Origin of the sequence: Streptomyces sp. Da 82-17, from assembly GCF_046098215.1 — a bacterium.
Lineage (GTDB): Bacteria > Actinomycetota > Actinomycetes > Streptomycetales > Streptomycetaceae > Streptomyces.
Genome location: NZ_JBJURH010000033.1, coordinates 24,915 through 44,471, shown reverse-complemented (window position 1 = coordinate 44,471; position 19,557 = coordinate 24,915). Strand labels below are relative to the sequence as shown.

At 72.8% G+C, this 19,557-nt stretch carries 18 protein-coding genes; 16 read left to right on the top strand and 2 right to left on the bottom strand.

The window, feature by feature from the left end:
- Positions 1 to 63: 63 nt before the first annotated feature.
- The 16 genes from ACIDOF_RS35760 (at position 64) to ACIDOF_RS35685 (ending at position 16,547) form a co-directional block, all read left to right on the top strand.
- Entirely contained in the window at positions 64 to 960 is an 897-nt protein-coding gene (locus ACIDOF_RS35760) for an SRPBCC domain-containing protein (RefSeq protein ID WP_409010416.1), read from the top strand.
- 32 nt (positions 961 to 992) lie between these two features.
- A complete protein-coding gene (locus tag ACIDOF_RS35755) occupies positions 993 to 1,787 on the top strand; it encodes an aldose 1-epimerase (protein ID WP_409010415.1) in 795 nt (264 codons plus the stop codon).
- Between the two features lie 158 nt (positions 1,788 to 1,945).
- Positions 1,946 to 2,494 (top strand): orotate phosphoribosyltransferase, encoded by a 549-nt coding sequence (pyrE, locus tag ACIDOF_RS35750; protein ID WP_409010414.1) that lies wholly within the window; start codon positions 1,946 to 1,948, stop codon positions 2,492 to 2,494.
- Positions 2,495 to 2,673: 179 nt separating this feature from the next.
- The gene (fbaA, locus tag ACIDOF_RS35745; protein WP_409010413.1) at positions 2,674 to 3,696 is read left to right on the top strand and encodes a class II fructose-bisphosphate aldolase; all 1,023 of its coding nucleotides are present in this window, start codon (positions 2,674 to 2,676) and stop codon (positions 3,694 to 3,696) included.
- A 155-nt stretch (positions 3,697 to 3,851) separates the two neighbouring features.
- Positions 3,852 to 4,265 (top strand): DUF3151 domain-containing protein, encoded by a 414-nt coding sequence (locus ACIDOF_RS35740; protein WP_409010412.1) that lies wholly within the window; start codon positions 3,852 to 3,854, stop codon positions 4,263 to 4,265.
- A 159-nt stretch (positions 4,266 to 4,424) separates the two neighbouring features.
- Complete coding sequence (locus tag ACIDOF_RS35735; RefSeq protein ID WP_409010411.1) at positions 4,425 to 5,270, top strand: tryptophan 2,3-dioxygenase family protein; 846 nt, start codon at positions 4,425 to 4,427, stop codon at positions 5,268 to 5,270.
- Positions 5,263 to 6,585, top strand: coding sequence for a kynureninase (kynU, locus tag ACIDOF_RS35730; protein ID WP_409010410.1), 1,323 nt, complete (start codon positions 5,263 to 5,265; stop codon positions 6,583 to 6,585). Before ACIDOF_RS35735 ends, kynU begins: the two co-directional genes overlap by 8 nt.
- Positions 6,586 to 6,740: 155 nt before the next feature.
- Positions 6,741 to 7,598, top strand: coding sequence for an alpha/beta hydrolase family protein (locus ACIDOF_RS35725; RefSeq protein ID WP_409010409.1), 858 nt, complete (start codon positions 6,741 to 6,743; stop codon positions 7,596 to 7,598).
- A 301-nt stretch (positions 7,599 to 7,899) separates the two neighbouring features.
- Complete coding sequence (locus ACIDOF_RS35720; protein WP_409010408.1) at positions 7,900 to 8,850, top strand: alpha/beta hydrolase; 951 nt, start codon at positions 7,900 to 7,902, stop codon at positions 8,848 to 8,850.
- Positions 8,843 to 10,252 carry an acyltransferase family protein gene (locus ACIDOF_RS35715; protein WP_409010407.1) on the top strand — a complete coding sequence of 470 codons (1,410 nt, stop codon included), beginning with the start codon at positions 8,843 to 8,845 and terminating at the stop codon, positions 10,250 to 10,252. The genes ACIDOF_RS35720 and ACIDOF_RS35715 overlap by 8 nt, the downstream gene beginning before the upstream one ends.
- Positions 10,240 to 11,535: a sensor histidine kinase gene (locus ACIDOF_RS35710; protein WP_409010406.1), complete on the top strand. Its 1,296-nt coding sequence runs from the start codon at positions 10,240 to 10,242 to the stop codon at positions 11,533 to 11,535. Before ACIDOF_RS35715 ends, ACIDOF_RS35710 begins: the two co-directional genes overlap by 13 nt.
- Before the next feature lie 10 nt (positions 11,536 to 11,545).
- Complete coding sequence (locus tag ACIDOF_RS35705; protein ID WP_409010405.1) at positions 11,546 to 12,232, top strand: response regulator; 687 nt, start codon at positions 11,546 to 11,548, stop codon at positions 12,230 to 12,232.
- 184 nt (positions 12,233 to 12,416) lie between these two features.
- Entirely contained in the window at positions 12,417 to 13,619 is a 1,203-nt protein-coding gene (locus ACIDOF_RS35700) for a cytochrome P450 (protein ID WP_409010404.1), read from the top strand.
- Between the two features lie 143 nt (positions 13,620 to 13,762).
- On the top strand, positions 13,763 to 14,368 hold the full coding sequence (locus tag ACIDOF_RS35695) for a Uma2 family endonuclease (RefSeq protein ID WP_409010403.1): 606 nt from the start codon (positions 13,763 to 13,765) through the stop codon (positions 14,366 to 14,368).
- 164 nt (positions 14,369 to 14,532) lie between these two features.
- On the top strand, positions 14,533 to 15,855 hold the full coding sequence (locus ACIDOF_RS35690; protein WP_409010402.1) for a sensor histidine kinase: 1,323 nt from the start codon (positions 14,533 to 14,535) through the stop codon (positions 15,853 to 15,855).
- Positions 15,852 to 16,547, top strand: a complete 696-nt coding sequence (locus ACIDOF_RS35685) for a response regulator (RefSeq protein ID WP_409010401.1) — start codon at positions 15,852 to 15,854, stop codon at positions 16,545 to 16,547. The genes ACIDOF_RS35690 and ACIDOF_RS35685 overlap by 4 nt, the downstream gene beginning before the upstream one ends.
- Before the next feature lie 287 nt (positions 16,548 to 16,834).
- Here ACIDOF_RS35685 and ACIDOF_RS35680 read toward each other — a convergent pair whose 3' ends face one another.
- Together ACIDOF_RS35680 and ACIDOF_RS35675 are read right to left on the bottom strand one after the other, a co-directional pair.
- Entirely contained in the window at positions 16,835 to 18,502 is a 1,668-nt protein-coding gene (locus ACIDOF_RS35680) for an ABC transporter permease (RefSeq protein ID WP_409010400.1), read from the bottom strand.
- Positions 18,499 to 19,512 carry an ATP-binding cassette domain-containing protein gene (locus ACIDOF_RS35675; protein ID WP_409010399.1) on the bottom strand — a complete coding sequence of 338 codons (1,014 nt, stop codon included), beginning with the start codon at positions 19,510 to 19,512 and terminating at the stop codon, positions 18,499 to 18,501. The genes ACIDOF_RS35680 and ACIDOF_RS35675 overlap by 4 nt, the downstream gene beginning before the upstream one ends.
- Positions 19,513 to 19,557: the final 45 nt, after the last annotated feature.

The window sequence follows — 19,557 nt, the reverse complement described above, 5'->3', positions numbered from 1 at the left end:
CGGGTGCGGGGCCGACGGGCGTGGGTAGGCTCGGCTGACATGGAGCATGAGGTGTTCGTTCCCGTGGAGACAGAGCCCCTGCGGCAGGCGCTCGGTGACGCGGCCCGCGTCGCCCGCGGCATCCAGGGGCTCCAGCGCGACGCCAACGAAGGGGCGGAGCCCGTGTCGGGCCGCCTCAAAGTGCGGATCGCGGGGCACACGATCACCTATCGCGGCACCCTCCGGATCACCGAGGACACCTCGTCCGCCACCCCGTCCTTCACGGTCACCGGCGAGGCGACGGAGGTACGCGGCGCGGGGGCGGTCGAACTCTCCCTCGCCGTAAGCCTGTTGAGCGTCGACGACGGCACCCGGCTGGTGTACTCCGGCACCGGCAAGGGCGACGGCCGGGTCGCGGAGCTGGAGCAGTCCGCGGTCGAGGCCGCCGTACGACGCCTCCTGAGCCGGTTCTCGGAGCGGCTGGCGGGGTCGGTGCGGGCGACGGACGCCGAGCCCGAGCACGCCTCCGAGTCCGAGCACGCCGCCGAGCCCGAACGGCCCGAGGCCGAGGCCGAGTCCAGGGCCGAGCCCGAGGCCGACGCCGAGGCCGAGCCGTCCGGCACCCCCGAGCCCCAGACCGCCGAGCAACCCCAGACCGCCCCCGAGGACATCGCCCCCTCCGAGGACCCCGCCCCCGCCGACGACATCGCCCCCGAGAACGCCGCCCTCGACCCCTTCCACCAGGACGCCGGGGACGAGTCGTTCATCGCGCCGCCCGCCGAGGCCGCACACGCGCGGCGCACGATGATCGGCCGCAGCGCGGAGGAGGTCGACCACGCACCGCCCCGCGGCCGGTACGCGCCCGTGCCCGCCCCGCAGGCCTCCACCGCGAGCGACACCCTGCGCTGGGCCGCGCCCGCCGCTGCCTTGGTCGTCGCCTCCGCGATCGTCGTGGGCCGGGCACTGCGGCGCCGCCGGTAGCGAGGACCAGGACAGGGCCTAGGGTCGGGTTCGTGAAGACTCAGGACACGACGACCCTCGTCGCGGGCGAAGCGGAACTGACGGTCGACAGCGGCAACGGCTGCCGCATCGCGAGCCTCCGCATCGGCGGCACGGAACTGCTCAGGCAGGGCGACCACTTCGGCTCGTTCCCCATGGCCCCGTGGTGCGGCCGCACCGAGAACGGCCGGTTCCGCAACGGCGGCCAGCTGCACCAGCTCCCCGTCAACAACCCCCCGCACGCCATCCACGGCACCGTCCGCGACCAGCCCTGGCGCCGGGCACGCGGCGGCGACGACCGCACGGCGGTGTTCACGTACGACCTGATCGAGCCGTGGCCGTACGGCGGGCGGCTCACGCAGGTCTTCGAGCTGGCGGAGAACGCGCTGACGGTGCGGATGGGCCTGGAGACGTACGGCGACTCGTACCCGGCGCAGCTCGGCTGGCACCCCTGGTTCCTGCGCAACCTCGGCGGCGAGGACGTGACGATCGACTTCGACGCGGCCTGGCAGGAGGAGCGCGGCGCCGACCACCTCCCCACCGGCAAGCGCATCGACCCGCAGCCCGGCCCCTGGGACGACTGCTTCGGCATGCCGGACGGCGTCAGCACCACGCTGACCTGGCCGGGCCGGCTGGAACTGAAGGTCACGAGCCCCGCGGAATGGGTCGTGATCTACGACGAGCAGCCCGAGGCGGTCTGCGTCGAGCCCCAGACCGGCCCGCCCAACGGCCTCAACACCCACCCCCGCCTGGTCACCCCGATCGAACCGCTGGAAGCGGAGATGCGCTGGGAGTGGCGAGTGCTCTAGCCGTGCCCCGAGGGGGCGCGGGGCTGTGACATCAGCGGCTCCGCCGCGGGGCGCGACCAGCCGCGACGGCGGGGATGCCGAAGGAAGGACCGGGGGTTCCGGGGGCGGAGCCCCCGCGGCGGTACGGGCACCCCCGCGCCCCACTTAAGCTGACAACCATGAGTGACGTACGCGGCGAGCTGCTGCAGCAGATCAAGGACAAGGCCGTGGTGCACGGCAAGGTGACGCTCTCCTCGGGCATCGAGGCCGACTACTACGTGGACCTGCGCCGCATCACCCTCGACGGCGAGGCCGCCCCCCTCGTCGGGCAGGTGCTGCTCGACCTCACCGCCGAGCTGGACTTCGACGCCGTCGGCGGCCTCACCATGGGCGCCGACCCGGTCGCCGCGTCGATGCTGCACGCCGCCGCCGCGCGCGGAAAGCGCCTGGACGCGTTCGTCGTCCGCAAGGCCGCCAAGGCGCACGGCCTGCAGCGCCGCGTCGAGGGCCCGGACATCAAGGGCCGCCGCGTCCTCGTCGTCGAGGACACCTCGACCACCGGCGGCTCCCCGCTGACCGCCGTCGAGGCCGTCCGCGAGGCCGGCGCCGAGGTCGTGGGCGTCGCGACGATCGTGGACCGCGCCACCGGCGCCGCCGAGAAGATCACCGAGGGCGCGGGCGTCCCGTACCTCTTCGCGTACTCCAAGGACGAGCTCGGCCTCGACTGAGCGCGTCACCGGGCGGGCGCCGGGGCGTGCGCCGGGACGTGTACCGGGCGGTCGGGTGGAGGTGTCCGGCGAGTCTGGTTTGATGGGGGCGACGATGACGTCGCCCCCTCAATGAACCTCCGTGAGGGGCCCTCCGGTCAGGGCCACACTTACACCCGCACATCACAAGGAGCGGCCAGATGCCCATCGCAACCCCCGAGGTCTACAACGAGATGCTCGACCGGGCGAAGGCAGGCAAGTTCGCCTACCCCGCCATCAACGTGACCTCCTCCCAGACCCTGCACGCCGCGCTGCGCGGTTTCGCGGAGGCCGAGAGCGACGGCATCATCCAGATCTCCACGGGCGGTGCGGAGTTCCTGGGCGGGCAGTACAACAAGGACATGGTCACCGGCGCCGTCGCGCTCGCCGAGTACGCGCACATCGTCGCCAAGAAGTACGACGTCACCGTCGCGCTGCACACCGACCACTGCCCGAAGGACAAGCTCGACGGGTACGTGCGCCCGCTGCTCGACATCTCCGCCGAGCGCGTCGCCAAGGGCGAGAACCCGCTGTTCCAGTCGCACATGTGGGACGGCTCCGCCGAGACCCTCGCCGACAACCTGGCCATCGGCCAGGAGCTCCTGGAGAAGGCCCGCGCCGCGAAGATCATCCTCGAGGTGGAGATCACGCCCACCGGCGGCGAGGAGGACGGCGTCACCCACGAGATCAACGACGAGCTGTACACGACCGTCGACGACGCGCTGCGCACCGCCGAGGCCCTCGGCCTGGGCGAGAAGGGCCGGTACCTCCTTGCCGCGTCCTTCGGCAACGTCCACGGCGTCTACAAGCCGGGCAACGTCGTCCTGCGCCCCGAGCTCCTCAAGGAGCTGCAGCAGGGCGTCGGCGAGAAGTACGGCAAGACCTCGCCGTTCGACTTCGTCTTCCACGGCGGCTCCGGCTCCACGGCCGAGGAGATCACCACGGCCCTGGAGAACGGCGTCGTGAAGATGAACCTCGACACCGACACCCAGTACGCCTTCACGCGTCCCGTCGCGGACCACATGTTCAAGAACTACGACGGCGTCCTGAAGGTCGACGGCGAGGTCGGCAACAAGAAGACGTACGACCCGCGCACGTGGGGCAAGCTCGCCGAGGCCGGCATGGCCAAGCGCGTCGGCGAGGCCTGCGTGGCGCTGCGCTCGGCCGGCACGAAGCTGAAGTAAGGCCGCAGCAGGCTGTTCCGAAGGGCCCGGCTCCCGCAGGGGAGGCGGGCCCTTCGCCGTACCGGAATCAAGGTTTTCCACAGGGCTCGCCGTACCGGGATCCGGGTTGTCCACAGGCTCGGCGCGGGGGTGGGCGGACAAGGCAGACTTGGGGCATGTCCATTCACGAGAACCTGCTCGGGGGCCCGCCCCCGACCCACCTGCCCGACGACCCCGAGCCCCGCGAACTCCTCGCTGGCGGTACGGCAGCCGCCGACGTGGCCGCCAAGTACCCGGCGTCCTCGCTGGCCTGGGCCCGTCTCGCCGACGAGGCCTTCGAGCGCGGCAGCACCGTCGAGTCGTACGCCTACGCGCGTACGGGATACCACCGCGGCCTCGACGCGCTCCGTCGCGCCGGCTGGAAGGGCCACGGCCCGGTGCCGTGGGAGCACGAGCCGAACCGCGGCTTCCTGCGCGCCCTGCACGCCCTCGCGCGCGCGGCCCAGGCGATCGGCGAGCAGGAGGAGTACGAGCGGTGCTCCACGTTCCTGCGGGAGTCCTCGGAGACCGCGGCCGAGACCCTGGGCTGACGCCGGGGCGCAGGCGCTCTGACCTGCCCGGTCGTCGTGACCGGGCAGGTCTTGCCGGACCGGGGCAGGATTGCGGAGGATGCCGGTGGGGACCGGGGCCCCCGTGCCGGCATCGGCAGGGGCGGACCGCTACCCGGAGCAGGCACCAAGGAGACAGCGATGTCCCACGAGGCGGAAACGACGGCCGGGGAGACCCCCGAGGCCCCGCATCTCGACTTCGCAGGCACCACGCCGTACGAGGACTACGTACAGGCGGACGTCCTCACCCATCTGCAGCACCCGCTCTCCGACGACCCCGGGGAGATGGTCTTCCTCGTCACGACGCAGGTCATGGAGCTGTGGTTCACCGTGATCGTGCACGAGTGGGAGACCGCCGCGGCGGCCCTGCGCCAGGACGACCTGGGCACCGCGGTGGCCGCGCTGAAGCGCAGCGTCCGTGAGCTGGAGGCGCTCAACGCCTCCTGGAAGCCGCTGGGACAGCTCACCCCGGCACAGTTCAACTCGTATCGAAGCGCGCTCGGCGACGGCTCCGGATTCCAGTCGGCGATGTACCGGCGGATGGAGTTCCTCCTCGCCGAGAAGTCCGCGTCCATGCTCGTCCCGCACCGCGGCGCCCCGCGCGTGCACGCCGAGCTGGAGAAGGCACTGCACGAACCGAGCCTGTACGACGAGGTCGTCCGGCTCCTCGCCCGCCGGGGGTACGACATCCCGGAGGCCGTCCTCGACCGCGACGTCGCGCAGCGGTACGAGCCGTCGCCCGACGTCGAGGCGGTGTGGACCGCCGTGTACGCGGGGGACCAGGACAGCGAACTGGTGCGCCTGGGCGAGGCGTTGACGGACGTCGGCGAGCTGGTGTGGCGCTGGCGCAACGACCACCTGGTGGCGACTCGCCGCGCGATGGGCTCCAAGGCCGGTACGGGCGGCTCCGCCGGAGTGGCCTGGCTGGAGAAGCGGGCCCGCAAGAACGTGTTCCCCGAGCTCTGGACGGCGCGCAGTCATGTCTGAGAACCCGAACCAGAACTTGAACCCGAACCAGGACCAGGACTTGAACCCGAACCAGGACCAGGACTTGAACCCGGCCTCGGCTCTGGCTCCGGAGCTCGAGGAGCGGGCCGCCGCCCTCGACTCCGCCGACGAACTGGGCAAGCTGCGCGAGCAGTTCGTCCTGGACGCCGGGTCCGATCCTGCGGCTGACGCCGCGGGGGTGTACCTCGACGGCAACTCGCTCGGCGCGCTGCCGCGTTCCGTGCCCGGCCGGGTCGCGGACGTCGTGGAGCGCGAGTGGGGGCAGCTCCGCATCCGCTCCTGGACCGAGTCCGGCTGGTGGACGGCGCCCGAGCGGATCGGCGACCGGATCGCGCCGATCGTGGGCGCGGCGGCCGGGCAGATCGTGGTCGGCGACTCCACAAGTGTCAACGTCTTCAAGGCGGTTGTGGGCGCCGTGCGGCTGACCGGAGGGCCGGAGGCGGGCCGGGACGAGATCCTGGTGGACGAGTCGACGTTCCCCACGGACGGGTACATCGCGGAGTCCGCCGCCCGCATGACCGGCTGCACGCTGCGCGCCATGGCCCCCGCGGCCATGCCGGGCGCGCTCGGTCCGCGTACGGCCGCCGTCCTCGTCAACCACGTCGACTACCGCACCGGGCGGCTGCACGACCTGCCCGGCATCACCGCCGCCGTGCGCGGCGCGGGCGCGATCGCCGTCTGGGACCTGTGCCACAGCGCGGGCGCGCTGCCCGTGGGCCTCGACGAGCACGGCGTGGACCTGGCGGTGGGCTGCACGTACAAGTTCCTCAACGGCGGCCCGGGTTCGCCCGCGTACCTGTACGTGGCCGAGCGCCACCAGGGCGCGTTCGACTCGCCGCTGCCCGGCTGGAACTCGCACGCCGAGCCGTTCGGCATGCGCCCCGCGTACGCGCCCGCGGACGGCGCGCTCCGCGGCCGCGTCGGCACGCCGGACATCCTGTCGATGCTGGCCCTGGAGGAGTCCCTGAAGGTGTGGGACGGCGTCTCGGTCGACGCGGTGCGGGAGAAGTCCCTGGCGCTCACGGACTTCTTCCTGGAGTGCGTCGCGGCGCACGTCCCGGCCGGCAGCGTCACCTCGGTCACCCCTGAGGAGCACGCCGAGCGCGGCAGCCAGGTCGCACTTCGGTGTGACGGCGCGGCCGCCGTGATGGACGAGCTGATCGCCCGCGGCGTCGTCGGCGACTTCCGCGCCCCGGACGTCCTCCGCTTCGGCTTCACCCCGCTGTACGTGGGCTTCGCCGAGGTCGAGCGGGCGGCCCGGGTTCTCGGGGAGGTGCTGCGCAGCCGGTCGTAGGGGACCTCGCGCTCCCTGTCCCGGCGAGGGCGGGCCAGGTGTTCCGGTGCGGGCGGGTCTGGGGAAGGATCGGCCCCGGACCCGCCCCTCACCGACCTCGCCTGCCCCACCCGCCGCACCTGCCCCACCTGCCCTCCCGGAAAGGCCCCACCTCCATGTCGGACGACGCCGAAGAAGAGTCGGCCTTCTCGCACCCCGCCGTCGCCCCCGACGCCACCGCGTCCTACGGCGAACACCCCGACCAGGTCGTCGACTTCTACGCCCCGCGCGGCGGCGACGGCCGGCGCGCGCCGCTCGTCGTCGTCCTGCACGGCGGCGCCTGGCGTGCCCCGTACGACCGGCAGCATGTGACGCCGTTCGCGGACTTCCTGGCCCGGCGCGGCTTCGCCGTCGCCAACGTCGAGTACCGGCGCGGAAGTCCCGTACCGCATCAGGGAGTCGAGGCTCCGGTGGCGGGCCGCTGGCCCGAGACGTTCGACGACGTGGCGGCCGCGGTGGACGCGCTCCCCGAGCTCGTGCCGCTGCACCTGCCGCAGGCCGACCTGCGGCGCACCGTCCTCACCGGGCACTCCGCGGGCGGGCACCTCGCGCTGTGGGCGGCCGCGCGGCACGTGCTGCCCGCCGACGCGCCGTGGCGCCTGCCGCGCCCCACCCCGCTGCGCGGCGTCGTCGCGCTCGCCCCGATCGTCGGCTTCCAGCGGGCCGCCGAGCTCGACGTGTGCGGCGGTGCGCCCGTCCAACTCCTGGGCGGCGACGGCAAGTTCGCCGACCGCATCCCGCTCGCCGACCCGGCCGCTCTGCTTCCCACCGGCATCGCGACGACGCTGGTGCAGGGCCGCACGGACACGACGGTCCCGTACGAACTGGCCGAGGAGTACGCGGACGCCGCCGCGAAGGCCGGCGAACTCGTCGGCTGCACGCTCCTGGAGGACGTCGGCCACTTCCCGCTGATCGACCCGGCGGCGGACGCGTGCGCGGTGGTGGCGGAGGAGATCGCCCAACTGGCGTTCTGAAGGCGGGGGTTGGGGGCGGGGTCCGGCTGCCGTAGGGGGCGCGGTTTCCGTCGTCCTGCGGGAGGTCCCGCAATCGCGCCCTACGGGGGGCCCGTAATCCGTCTTCCTGCGGGAGGTCCCGCAATCGCGCCCTACGAGAGGTCCCGTAATCCGTCGTCCTGCGGGGGCCGTAATCCGACTCATACCTGAGAGCTACGTGGTGGATGCCCCCGTGAGCGGGACGCAGTTCACAAGGGCGCAGGCCTAACTTCCTTGTCAGGCACCGCAATCGGGCGGGCCGCGGAACGGGAGGGGGCCGGTCGTGAGGAGCGGACGGTGGTGGCGGGCCTGGCTCGCCGCGTTGCTCACCGCGTGCGTGGTGGTGCCGCTCTCGGGAGCCGTACGACCGGGGATCCCCGCGCCCGCGCCCGCCCGCATCGAGGCGAAGACCCCGCTGCCCGTGCGGTACGCGGCGCATCGGGCGAACGCCGCCGAGGCCGCGCGCACGGCGCGGGCGGCGGGCGCCGAGCGGCGCGCGGCCGCCCTGCGCGCCCTGTCCGGCCACGCCTTCCTGGAGTTCGACGCCCGCGGCCCGGGCCGCACCGCCGAGGTCCTCGGCGACCTGCGCACCGCCGACCGCGTCGCGATCCTGGTCCCCGGCTCCGACACCGGCATCGACACGTACGCCCGCTTCCGCCGCGGCGCCCTCGCCCTGCGGGACGAGCTGGGCCCCGGCGCGGCGGTGATCGCCTGGCTCGGGTACGAGACGCCGGGCACCGTCAGCCCGGAGGCCCTCACGTCCGACCGCGCCCACACCGGCGCGGCCCGACTCCGCGCATTCCTCGACCGGTTGAGCGCTTACGGCCTGCGCGCCCGCACCCCTGTCACCCTGCTCTGCCACTCCTACGGCTCGGTGGTGTGCGCCCGCGCCGCCCACGGCCTCGGCCCGCACGGCACGCCCGCGGTCACCGACATCGCCCTGTACGGCAGCCCCGGCACCGGGTTCGCCCGGGCCGCCGAGCTGCGCACCCGCGCCCGCGTCTGGGCCGGTCGCGCCGCCCACGACTGGATCGGGGACGTCCCACACGCACGCGTCCAACTCCCCGGCACGACCGTCGGGTTCGGCCCCGACCCGGTGTCCGCGGCGTTCGGCGCCCGTCGCTTCGCCGCGGGGGACGGCGACCACAGCGGCTACCTGAAGCCGGGCTCGACCGCCCTCGCCAGCCTGGCCCGCATCGTGCGCGGGCAGCACCCGGAGGTGCCGCATGCCTGACAGCCTCGTCCGCCGCGTGTCCGCCGCCACCCCCGCCGACCGGGACCGAGCCCTCGACGCCCTGCGGGCCCTCGCCATCCTCGGCGTGGTCCTCGGCCACTGGCTGGTGACGGCCCTGGTCGGCGAGGGCGGCACGCTGCACGGCGCGAGCCCGCTGAGCGACCTGCCGTGGCTCGCGCCGGTCTCCTGGCTCTTCCAGACCCTCGCCGTGTTCTTCCTGGTCAGCGGGTACGTGACGGCGAAGGGGTGGGCGAGCGCGTCGGCCCCGGCGGCGGGGACGGAGGGCAGGAGTGGCCCCGTCGGCGCGGGCGGGCGCGCGTACCGGGCGTGGCTGCGGGCCCGGCTCGCGCGGCTGTTCCGGCCGGTCGCGGCGCTGCTCGCGCTGTGGGCCGTCGCGACGCTCGGGCTGCTGGCGACGGGCGCGGACCTGGGCACGGTCCGCACACTCCTCAAGCTCGTGCTCTCCCCGCTCTGGTTCCTCCTCGTCCTCGCCGCCCTGACGGCCCTCACCCCGCTGGTGGCCCGGCTGCACCCGCTGTGGCCGCTGGCGGCCGTCATCCACGTCGACCTCGTGCGCTTCGGCCTCGGCGGACCGGACTGGCTCGGCTGGATCAACCTCGCCGCGGGCTGGCTCGTGCCGTACTGCCTGGGCGCGGGGTGGGCTCGCGGGGCGAGCTTGGGCGATACGGGGCCGAGGGGTGCGGGCCCGGGCGGTGCGCGCTCGGGCGGTGCGGGCTTGGGCGGTGCGGGCTTGGGCGGTGCGGCGGAGGTCGTCGGAGGTCGGGCCCCGTACGGCCGTGGGGCAGAGGGCCGTCGCCGGATCAGCTGGCGTACGGCCGGGGTCGGTGGGCGTACGGCCGGGGTCGGTGGCCGGGCGACCGGGTGGACGTTGCTGCTCGGCGGCACCGTCGCGACCGCGGGGCTCGTCGTCCTGGCCGGCTACCCCGCGTCGATGGTCGGCGTGCCGGGCGCCGAGGTGTCCAACCTCAACCCGCCCACCCTGGCCGCCGTCACCTTCGGCCTCGCCCAGTGCGGCGCGGCGCTGCTGCTGCACGGACCGCTGACCCGAGCGATGCGCCGCCCGCTGCTGTGGACCGGCGTGGCCCTGGCCAACCTGTCCGCGCTGACGGTCTTCCTCTGGCACCAGACGGCCCTGCTCGTCGTCACCGCCCTCGGACTCCTCACAGGCCGGCCCCTGCCGGGGCTGCACACGGCGCCCGACGACCCGGCCTGGATCCTGCACCGGCTCGCCTGGCTCCCGTTGTTCGCGGCGGTGCTCGCCGTCTGCTGGGCGGCGTTCCGCGGCGCGGAGCACGGGCGTCGCCGCAGCCGCGGCGGCACCACGGTCGTCCGGGTCCACCGTCCCGCCCCCCGAAGGAGTGAAACCCCATGCCTAAGGTGACCGCTGTGACGACGGTCGGACCGCTCCTGCGCCTCCTGAGCCTCCTGCGCCGAGGCCTGCGGGCCCTGGGGCAGGACCTGTTGACGCTCGCGCCCGACCCGCTGCTCGCCCCGTCCCGCCCCAGCTGGGCCCGCGCCCTGCTGTACGTGCCGTTCGTGTACGCCGCCGGTGCCCTCGGCGCCGCCGCGCTCTCCAACCTGTCGAGCATCTACGAGATGCACCCGGTCGGCTCCCGCCTGGTCCAGGCCCTGGTGCTGCTGCAGGCGGCCGCGCTCGTCCTCGTCGTGTCCCGGCCGGTCGCCGCGTGGTGGCTGGTCACCGGCGCCGCCGTCGCCCAGGCCCTCTCCGTGACGGGGGTGCGGGACGACACGTTCTGGCCGTGGCCGGTGTGGGGCCTCGTCCTCGAAGTGCTCGTCCTGATCCTGGTGTCGCTCCGCGCCCGCACGCGCGCGACGCTCACGATGCTGGCCCTCACGGTCGGCGTCACCCTCCTCCTGCCGTACGTACGGACCCCGCCGGGCGCCGAGCGGCAGGCGGACGCCATGGCCGTCGCCGTGTTCCTGCTCGCCGTGTTCTTCAGCGCTCCGCTGCGCGGACTGCGCCAGGCCCGCAGCCGGCTCGTCGAGCAGACCTCGCTCACCGCGGAGGAACGCGCCCGGCGCACGGTCCTGGAGGAGCGCAGCCGCATCGCCCGCGAACTGCACGACGTGGTGGCCCACCACATGTCGGTGATCTCCATACAGGCCCAGGTCGCCCCGCACCTGGTCGAGAACCCCTCCGACGAACTCAGGGAGAACCTCGAAGGGATCAGGAACAACGCCCTGGAGGCGCTCACCGAACTCCGCCGCGTCCTCGGCGTCCTGCGCTCCGAACACGGCGAACAGGCCCCCGAGACCCCGCAGCCCACCCTCGACCGGCTGGACGGCCTGATAGCCAACGCCCGCGCGGCCGGCCTCGCCATAACCGCACAACTCGCGGGCACGGAACGCCCGTTGCCGCCGGGCGTGGAACTCTCCGCGTTCCGGATCGTGCAGGAGGCGCTGAGCAACGCGATGCGCCACGCTCCCGCCGCCGATGTGCGCGTCGAGCTGGAACGCACGCGCCAGTGCCTTCGTATACACATAAGCAACGGCCGCCCCGCACGGCCCGTCGCGCCCTCGCCGGGGGCGGGCCACGGACTGCTGGGGATGCGGGAGCGGGCCGCGATGCTCGGCGGGGAACTGACGGCGGGACCGACGCCGACGGGTGGGTACGAAGTGACGGCGCTGCTGCCGTTGAACTAGGGGGAAACGCATGACGATCCGAGTGCTGATCGCCGACGACCAGCAGATGGTCCGGCAGGGCTTCACCGTGCTGCTCGACGCCGAACCGGACATCGAGGTGATCGGCCACGCCGTCGACGGCCGGGACGCGGTCGCCAAGGTCGCCGAACTGGGACCGGACGGCCCGGACGTGGTCCTGATGGACATCCGCATGCCGGAGATGAGCGGCATCGAGGCGACCCGCCGCCTCACCCAGACCACCGAGGACACGGCGGACACGGGGGTGAAGGTCCTGGTCCTGACGACCTTCAACCTCGACGAGTACGTCTACGACGCGCTGCTCGCGGGCGCCTCCGGCTTCCTCCTCAAGGACGCGTCGGCCGGCCAACTCGCCGAGGCGGTCCGGGTGGTGGCGGCCGGGGACGCCCTGCTCGCACCGGGCGTCACACGCCGACTGATCACGGAGTTCGCCCGCCTGGGCGCCCCACGCGCGCCCACGATGGAACGCCTCGGTGTCCTCACGGAACGCGAGACGGAGGTCCTGGCCCTGATCGCCCAGGGCCTGTCGAACGCGGAGATCGCCGAGCAGCTCGTCGTCGCCGAACAGACGGTGAAGACCCACGTGGGCCGCATCCTCGTCAAACTCGACCTCCGCGACCGCACCCAGGCAGCGATCTTCGCGTACGAGTCGGGGCTGGTCCGGCCGGTGGGGTACTAGCGGATGCGCAGGCAGCTGACCTGGCAGGCGAGACTGCTGATCGTGTTGCTCACGCTGTGCGTGGTGGGGATCGTGGGGGTGGTGGCCCGGGCAGCCGTGGCCGTCCTCTTCTGAGATCTGGGGGGCGGGGGCATGGACTCCGGACCTCTGGCGCAGGCCGCCTTCTCACGGTGAGACTCGGGGCATGGACGACGAGCGACTGCTGGGCGCCGACCCCGGCGACCCGTACCCGACATACGCCGCGCTGCGCGCGCAGGGGCGGGTGCTCTGGTACGAGGAGTCGGGGCAGTGGCTGATCCCGCACCACCGGGACGTGACCGCGCTGCTGCGGGACCGGCGGCTGGGGCGCACGTATCTGCACCGGTTCACGCACGAGGAGTTCGGCCGTACGCCGCCGCCCGCCGCGCACGAACCGTTCCACGTGCTGAACGACAACGGGCTGCTCGACCTGGAGGCGCCCCGGCACACGCGGATCAGACGGCTGGTGTCGAAGGCGTTCACGCCGCGCAGGGTGGCGGAACTGCGGCCGTACATCGAGGAGTTGGCGGGAGAGCTGGTCGCCGGGCTAGTCGCGGACGGCGGCGGGGACCTGGTGGCGCGGGTCGCGGAGCCGCTGCCGGTCGCGGTGATCGCGCAGATGCTGGGCGTACCGGAGCAGGACCGGCACCTGCTGCGGCCGTGGTCGGCGGCGATCTGCGGGATGTACGAGCTGAACCCGTCGGAGGAGACAGCGCGGGCGGCGGTGCGGGCGTCGGTCGAATTCACGGAGTACTTGCGAGAGTTGATCGCGGAGCGGCGCAAGAACCTGGGCGAGGACCTGATCTCGGGCCTGATCGCCGTGCACGACGAGGACGGCGGGCGGCTCACGGAGCAGGAGATGATCTCCACGGCGGTGCTGCTCCTGAACGCCGGCCACGAGGCGACGGTGAACTCGACGGGCAACGGCTGGTGGGCGCTGTTCCGGCACCCCGAACAGCTCGCGGCGCTCCGTGCCGGGGACGTGCCGCTGTCCACAGCTGTGGAGGAACTGCTGCGCTACGACTCGCCGTTGCACCTCTTCGAGCGGTGGGTCCTGGAGGACATCGAGGTCGACGACGTGGAGATCCCGCGCGGCTCGGAGGTCGCCCTCCTCTTCGGCTCGGCCAACCGCGACCCGGCGGCGTTCCAGGACCCGGACCGCCTCGACCTGTCCCGCACGGACAACCCACACGTCAGCCTCGGCGGCGGCATCCACTACTGCCTCGGCGCCCCCCTGGCCCGCCTCGAACTCGCGGCTTCGTACTCCCAGTTGCTCCACCAGGCCCCGAACCTGCGCCTGACGGCCGAGCCGCAGTGGAAGGAGGGGCTGGTGATCAGGGGGGTGCGGGAGTTGGTGGTGGAGGTGTGAGCAGGGGTGCGATGGCGCATGGGCGGGGCGGCGGAGGCGCGCTGCGGCTATGCGCTCATTCGTTCGAGTGAGGTGATCGCGGAACTGTCGCCTCCGGCATGTGGGCCTCGGCAGGCTGGCTCGTGCCTGGGAAGGAGGGCGCCATGACGGTCATGGCAGAGCGCGCGACTCAGAGGTCCCCGGTGTCGCTGGAGGGGTTCGAGCGGCTTGCGGACTTCGCCGCCAAGGACTCGGACAACACCGTCAAGTTGGAGTTCATCGGCGGACGGATCGGAGTCAAGCGCGCCCCGGACGGAGACCACACGACCATCGTGACCTGGCTGATGCGGCAGTGCATGCAGCACAGGCCGGAGCTGGACCTGTACGCGGAGCAGGGTCTGAGGGTCGAGGCTTACCGCAGAGGGCGGGCCCGCCCCGATGCCACGCTCGTCCCCGAGGCCCATTTCGCAGGGGACGGCGAGTGGGCCGACACCGAAGGCGTCCTCATGACGGTGGAGGTCACCTCGTTCGACGCGGACGCCGACCGCCGGGACCGGAAGGAGAAACCCTCCGCGTACGCGGCGGCAGGCATTCCGGTGTACCTGCTGATCGACCGCGAAGTGGGCACCTTGATCGTCCACAGCAGCACGGACGCCGAGGCCGGCCGGTATCAGGACATCCACATCGTGAAATTCGGCGACCGGCTGCACCTGCCCACCCCCGTGGACGTCGAGTTCGGCACGGAGAAGCTACGGGACTTCGTGCGCTGACACGGTCCGTCGCGTCGTCCTTGAGCCATCGCTCGGACCCGTACGAGGAGTGACTCCCGGCTGAGGACTGAGGGGGCGTAGTCCTTGAGGGGGACTGTCGGAGATCCGTAGTGAGGGTGACGACCCGGGAGCGGGGCGCGCCTAGCGTTTGGGGGGTGAAGCCGATGACCAAGCCATTGCCGACCGAGGCCGGACTGCTGCGCGCCGCGCGGCAGGCGTTCCGTGCCGATCTGCTGAGCGGAGCGTTCGCGTTCCGCCCGATGGAGCCGCTCGCCGTGGAGGGCGACGGGGCCACCCGGCTGCTGCGGGTGATCCCCAAGTCCCGTCGCAGCTCCGCCCGTTGGCTGCCGCACGCCGGGATCGTGCTGGTGGCGGCGTTCATCTTCCTCTCCGGGGCGTGGCTGCCGAACCGGGACCTCGCGGAGGGCGTCGTCACCGCGCTGTTCGCGGTGGCGCCGGTGCTGATGACGCTGTTCCGGCCCGTCGCCGCGTTCTGGCTGTCGTTCGCGACGACCGTGGTCATGGTGCCGCTCTCCCTCGACCCGATCTTCCCGTGGACGGTGCCCGGGTTCCTGGCCCACCTCTTCGTGATCGCCTTCGTGACGTTCCGTACCAGGCCGCGTGTGGCCCTGGAGCTGTGGGCGGTCACGGTCGCCTTCGCGGTCGTGCTCGGGCTGTTGATCGGCGAGTCCGCGCCGGCGGCCGTGATGACGGTGGCCTCCGGGCTGACCCTCGCCGTCGCGGCCTCCGTGCGCGGCTGGTCGTCCGCGCGGCGCGAGGTCGTCGCCAAGGAACGCGAGGTCGAGGAGAAGGAGGAGGTGACGCTCGCGGAGCGGTCGAAGCGGACCCTGCTGGAGGAGCGCACCACCATCGCCCGCGAGCTGCACGACGTGGTCGCCCACCACATGTCCGTCGTCGCCATCCAGGCGGAAGCCGCCCCGTACCGGGTGGAGAACCCGCCGCCCGAGCTGGCCCAGGCCTTCGCCACGATCAGGGAGAACGCGGTCGCGGCGCTCACCGAACTCCGCCGCGTCCTCGGCGTCGTACGCGCGGAGAACTACGAGGCGCCGGACGCGCCGCAGCCGACGCTCGGCGACCTCGGCGCGCTCGTCGACAACGTCCGCGAGGCCGGGCTGAGCGTGCGGCAGTCCGTCACGGGGGCGGTGCGTCCTCTGCCGCCGGGCGTGGAGCTGTCGGCGTACCGCATCGTGCAGGAGGCCCTCAGCAACGCCCTGCGGCACGCACCCGGCGCCGCCGCCGAGGTGGAGATCGCGTACGTCCTCGGCGGCCTCGGCCTGCGCATAGTCAACGGCCCGCCGACCGGCCTGGCCAAGGCCTCACCCGGCGCCGGGCACGGGCTGACCGGCATGCGGGAGCGGGTCGCGATGCTCGACGGCGAGATGACGGCCGGGGCGAGCGCGGACGGTGGGTACGAGGTGGAGGTGTTCCTGCCCGTGCGGGGCGGCGACGAGGAGCGGGCCGCATGAACGACGAGCGGAGCGACGCGCGGCACGGCGAGCCGGGCGACATCCGGGTGCTGATCGCGGACGACCAGATGATGGTCCGCGAGGGGTTCTCCGTGCTGCTCGGCGCGATGCCGGGGATCGAGGTCGTGGGGGAGGCGGTCAACGGGCGGGAGGCGGTGGCGAAGACGGTCGAACTCCGGCCGGACATCGTCCTGATGGACATCCGGATGCCGGAGCTGAACGGCATCGAGGCGACACGCGAGATAGTCGCCGCCGAGACGGGGACGCGGGTGCTGGTCCTGACGACGTTCGACCTCGACGAGTACGTCTACGAGGCGCTGCGCGCCGGTGCCTCCGGGTTCCTCCTCAAGGACGCCTCGGCCCGCCAACTCGCCGACGGCATACGGGTGGTGGCCTCGGGGGAGGCGCTGCTCGCGCCGACGGTGACGCGACGCCTGATCTCCGAGTTCGCGAGGCTCGGCTCGGTGAAGGCGCCGGCGGTCACCCAGGTCGGGGATCTGACGGAGCGGGAGACGGAGGTGCTGGTCCTGATCGCCCAGGGGCGGTCCAACGCGGAGATAGCGCTCCAGTTGGTGGTGGCCGAGTCGACGATCAAGACGCACGTCAGCAGGATCCTGGTGAAGCTGGGCCTGCGGGACCGGACGCAGGCGGCGGTGTTCGCCTACGAGGCGCGGCTGGTGACGCCTTCGTAGGCTCGCTGACCCGTCCGGGCGAGGTGGGCGCCGGTGGGGAGAGTCACGTGCGCTGAACCGCGCACCCTCGGGACCGCACCGCGCGAGGTGCGGTGCCCCCGACTCCGTTACAGGCCGGGGGCACCGCACGATCGAAGGGCTCGCCGCGCCACACGGCCGAAGGGGCCGGCTCGGGCCGCCCGACCGAAGAGGCTCGCCCGCACCGCACGTTCGAAGGGGCCGGCTCGGGCCGCCCGACCGAAGGGGCTCGCCCGCCCCCGCGCCCGCTCCCGTGGCGTCCAGGGGCGCTACTTCGTCTCCAGGTCCCTGCGCCGGAAGCCTGCCAGGCCTAGCCAGTTCAGGGCCGCCGCCAGCACCGTCAGGACCAGCAGCGGGGTCCACTCCATGTCCGCGGCCGGCAACTGCGGCACATGGCCGAACGGCGACAGGTTCGCCATCCAGGAGGGGAACTGGAACAGCTCGCCCAGGTAGCCGACCACGAAGGCGTAGACAGGGACGATCCACGTCGCCGCGACGGCCCGCGGGAACCAGCCGAAGAACACCACGGCCACGCCGACGGTCACCCACAGCGCGGGTGCGTAGGCGAGGGCGGCCCCCGTGAGCTTCAGCACCAGGGCGCCCTCACCGGTCGAGCCCGCACCCGCCAGACCGATGCCAAGACCGGCCAGGGCGAGAAGTGCCGTACCGCCGAGCATCGCCACCGCGAGGTGGCTGCCGACCCAGCGGTCCCGGGAGAGCCCCGTGGCGAGCAGCGGCTCGGCTCGGCCGGCGCTCTCCTCGGAGCGGGGACGCAGAGCGGCCATGACCACGTAGACGGAGGCCACGACAGTGAGCACCACCATCACCATCGACGCGAACGACTCGGCGATCGTGCCACCGCCGACCCGCTGCAACGCCTCCTGGATCTGGTCGATGTTCTTCAGCATGTCCTCGGCGTCCCCGAGGATCGAGCCGTACATCGCACCCATCAGGAACAGACCCGCACCGAAGCCGATGAGCATCCCGCGGTGCAGCCGTAGCGCGAACCCGAACGGGCGGGTCAGCGCAGCTGAGGCCGAGGGGCGGCCGAGACGCGAGGCGCGCAGGCCCGCGCCCACGTCCCGCCGTGTCGAGAGCACGAACCCGGCACCGCCGCAGACCACGGCGAGCGCCAGGCAGAGCAGCAGCGGCCACCAGTGGTCGTCGACGTATGCGTACGTCCGCTGGACCCAGCCGATCGGCGAGAGCCAGGACAGCGCGCCGTTGTCGCCCGCGTCGCCGGCCGCGCGCAGCACGTAGGCGAGGCCGATGACAGCCAGGGCCATGCCGGTCGCGCCGCGCGTGTGCGGCGTGATCTGCACGGTGACGGCGGCGACCCCGGCGAACGCGATGCCGGCCGCGGCGTGCGCGAAGCCGTACAGCAGCGAGCCGGGGGTGTCGATGCCGGTGACGCCCATGCCGGACAGACCGAGAGCGAGGAGCAGCGCGAGTGCGACGTTGGCGAGCACCGCCACCGACAGCGCAGCCGCGAGCTGTGCGTGCCGGCCGACCACCGTGGAACGGAGCAGCTCGGCGCGGCCGGTCTCCTCCTCGGCGCGCGTGTGCCGGGTGATGACCAGGACGCTCATCAGGCCGACGAGGACGGCCATGAAGCCGAGCATCTGGTGGCTCAGCATGGCGCCGAACCCGTAGTCGTCGAGGTAGTGGCGCGGGCCGGTCATGGCGAGCCCGGCGGGGCTGTCCATGGTCTGCACGACCGAGGCCCGCTGCTCGGAACTGGCGTACAGCGTCTCGAAGTTGGCCGCCGTGGCGAGCGTGCCGACGAACAGCGCGAGGATCCACACCGGGAGCCGCACGCGGTCGCGGCGCAACGCGAAGCGGATCAGGGTGCGGGTGCCGGCCAGCGCGTTGCCGCCGATGAAGGCGGGCCCGGGGGCAGGCGCCTTCGTGGCGACCGTGTGGGTGGCGGTTCTCATCGCACGTCTTCCTTCTTCGCCGTACGCCCACGGCCGCGGCTGCGCCCACGGCCCGCACTGCTGCCATGGCCGTCGGAGTCGGAAATCCTGCCGTTGTTGCCGCCGTTGCCGTGGCCGTTCTGGGCGAGCTCGTCGCCGTAGTGGCGCAACATGAGCTCTTCGAGCGTCGGAGGGTGGCTGACCAGGGACCGGATTCCGAAGCCGGTCAACTGCTTGAGCGCGGCGTCGAGTTGGGCGCCGTCCACGGCGAAGCGGACGCGCGTCCCGTCCGTGGTGAGATCGTGCACGCCGGTCAGGATGTCGAGCCCGTCGGCGGGGCGCTCGGTCTCGACCTCGACGGTGGTGCGGGTCAGGTGCCGCATCTCGCTGAGCGTGCCCGACTGCACGGTCCTGCCCAGCCGGATGATGCTCACCCGGTCACAGAGCTTCTCGACCTGCGCCAGGATGTGGCTGGACAGCAGCACGGTCTTGCCGGCCGCCTTGGCCTCGCCGATGACGTCCTGGAAGACGACTTCCATGAGGGGGTCGAGCCCGGCCGTCGGCTCGTCGAGGAGCAGCAGCTCGGCGTCGGAGGCGAGGGCCGCGACGATGGCGACCTTCTGCCGGTTTCCCTTCGAGTACGCCCGGCCCTTCTTCGTCGGATCGAGGTCGAAGCGGTCGATCAGCGCATCCCGCCGCGCCTTGTCCAGCCCTCCGCGCAGCCGGGAGAGCAGGTCGATGGCCTCGCCGCCGGTGAGGTTCGGCCACAGCTCCACGTCGCCGGGCACGTAGGCGATGCGCCGGTGCAGTGCGACCGCGTCGTTCCACGGGTCCCGGCCGAGGAGTTGGGCCGCGCCGGAGTCGGCGCGGAGCAGGCCGAGCAGTACGCGGATGGTGGTGGACTTCCCGGCGCCGTTGGGGCCGAGGAAGCCATGGACCTCACCGGTCTCGACGTCCAGGTCGAGGCCGTCGAGCGCGTGTGTCCGTCCGAAGGACTTGTGGAGTCCGGAGACGGTGATTGCCTTCGTCATGATTTTGAACGTACGGTAGTTTCACAAATTTGTGAAGTTAAGGAA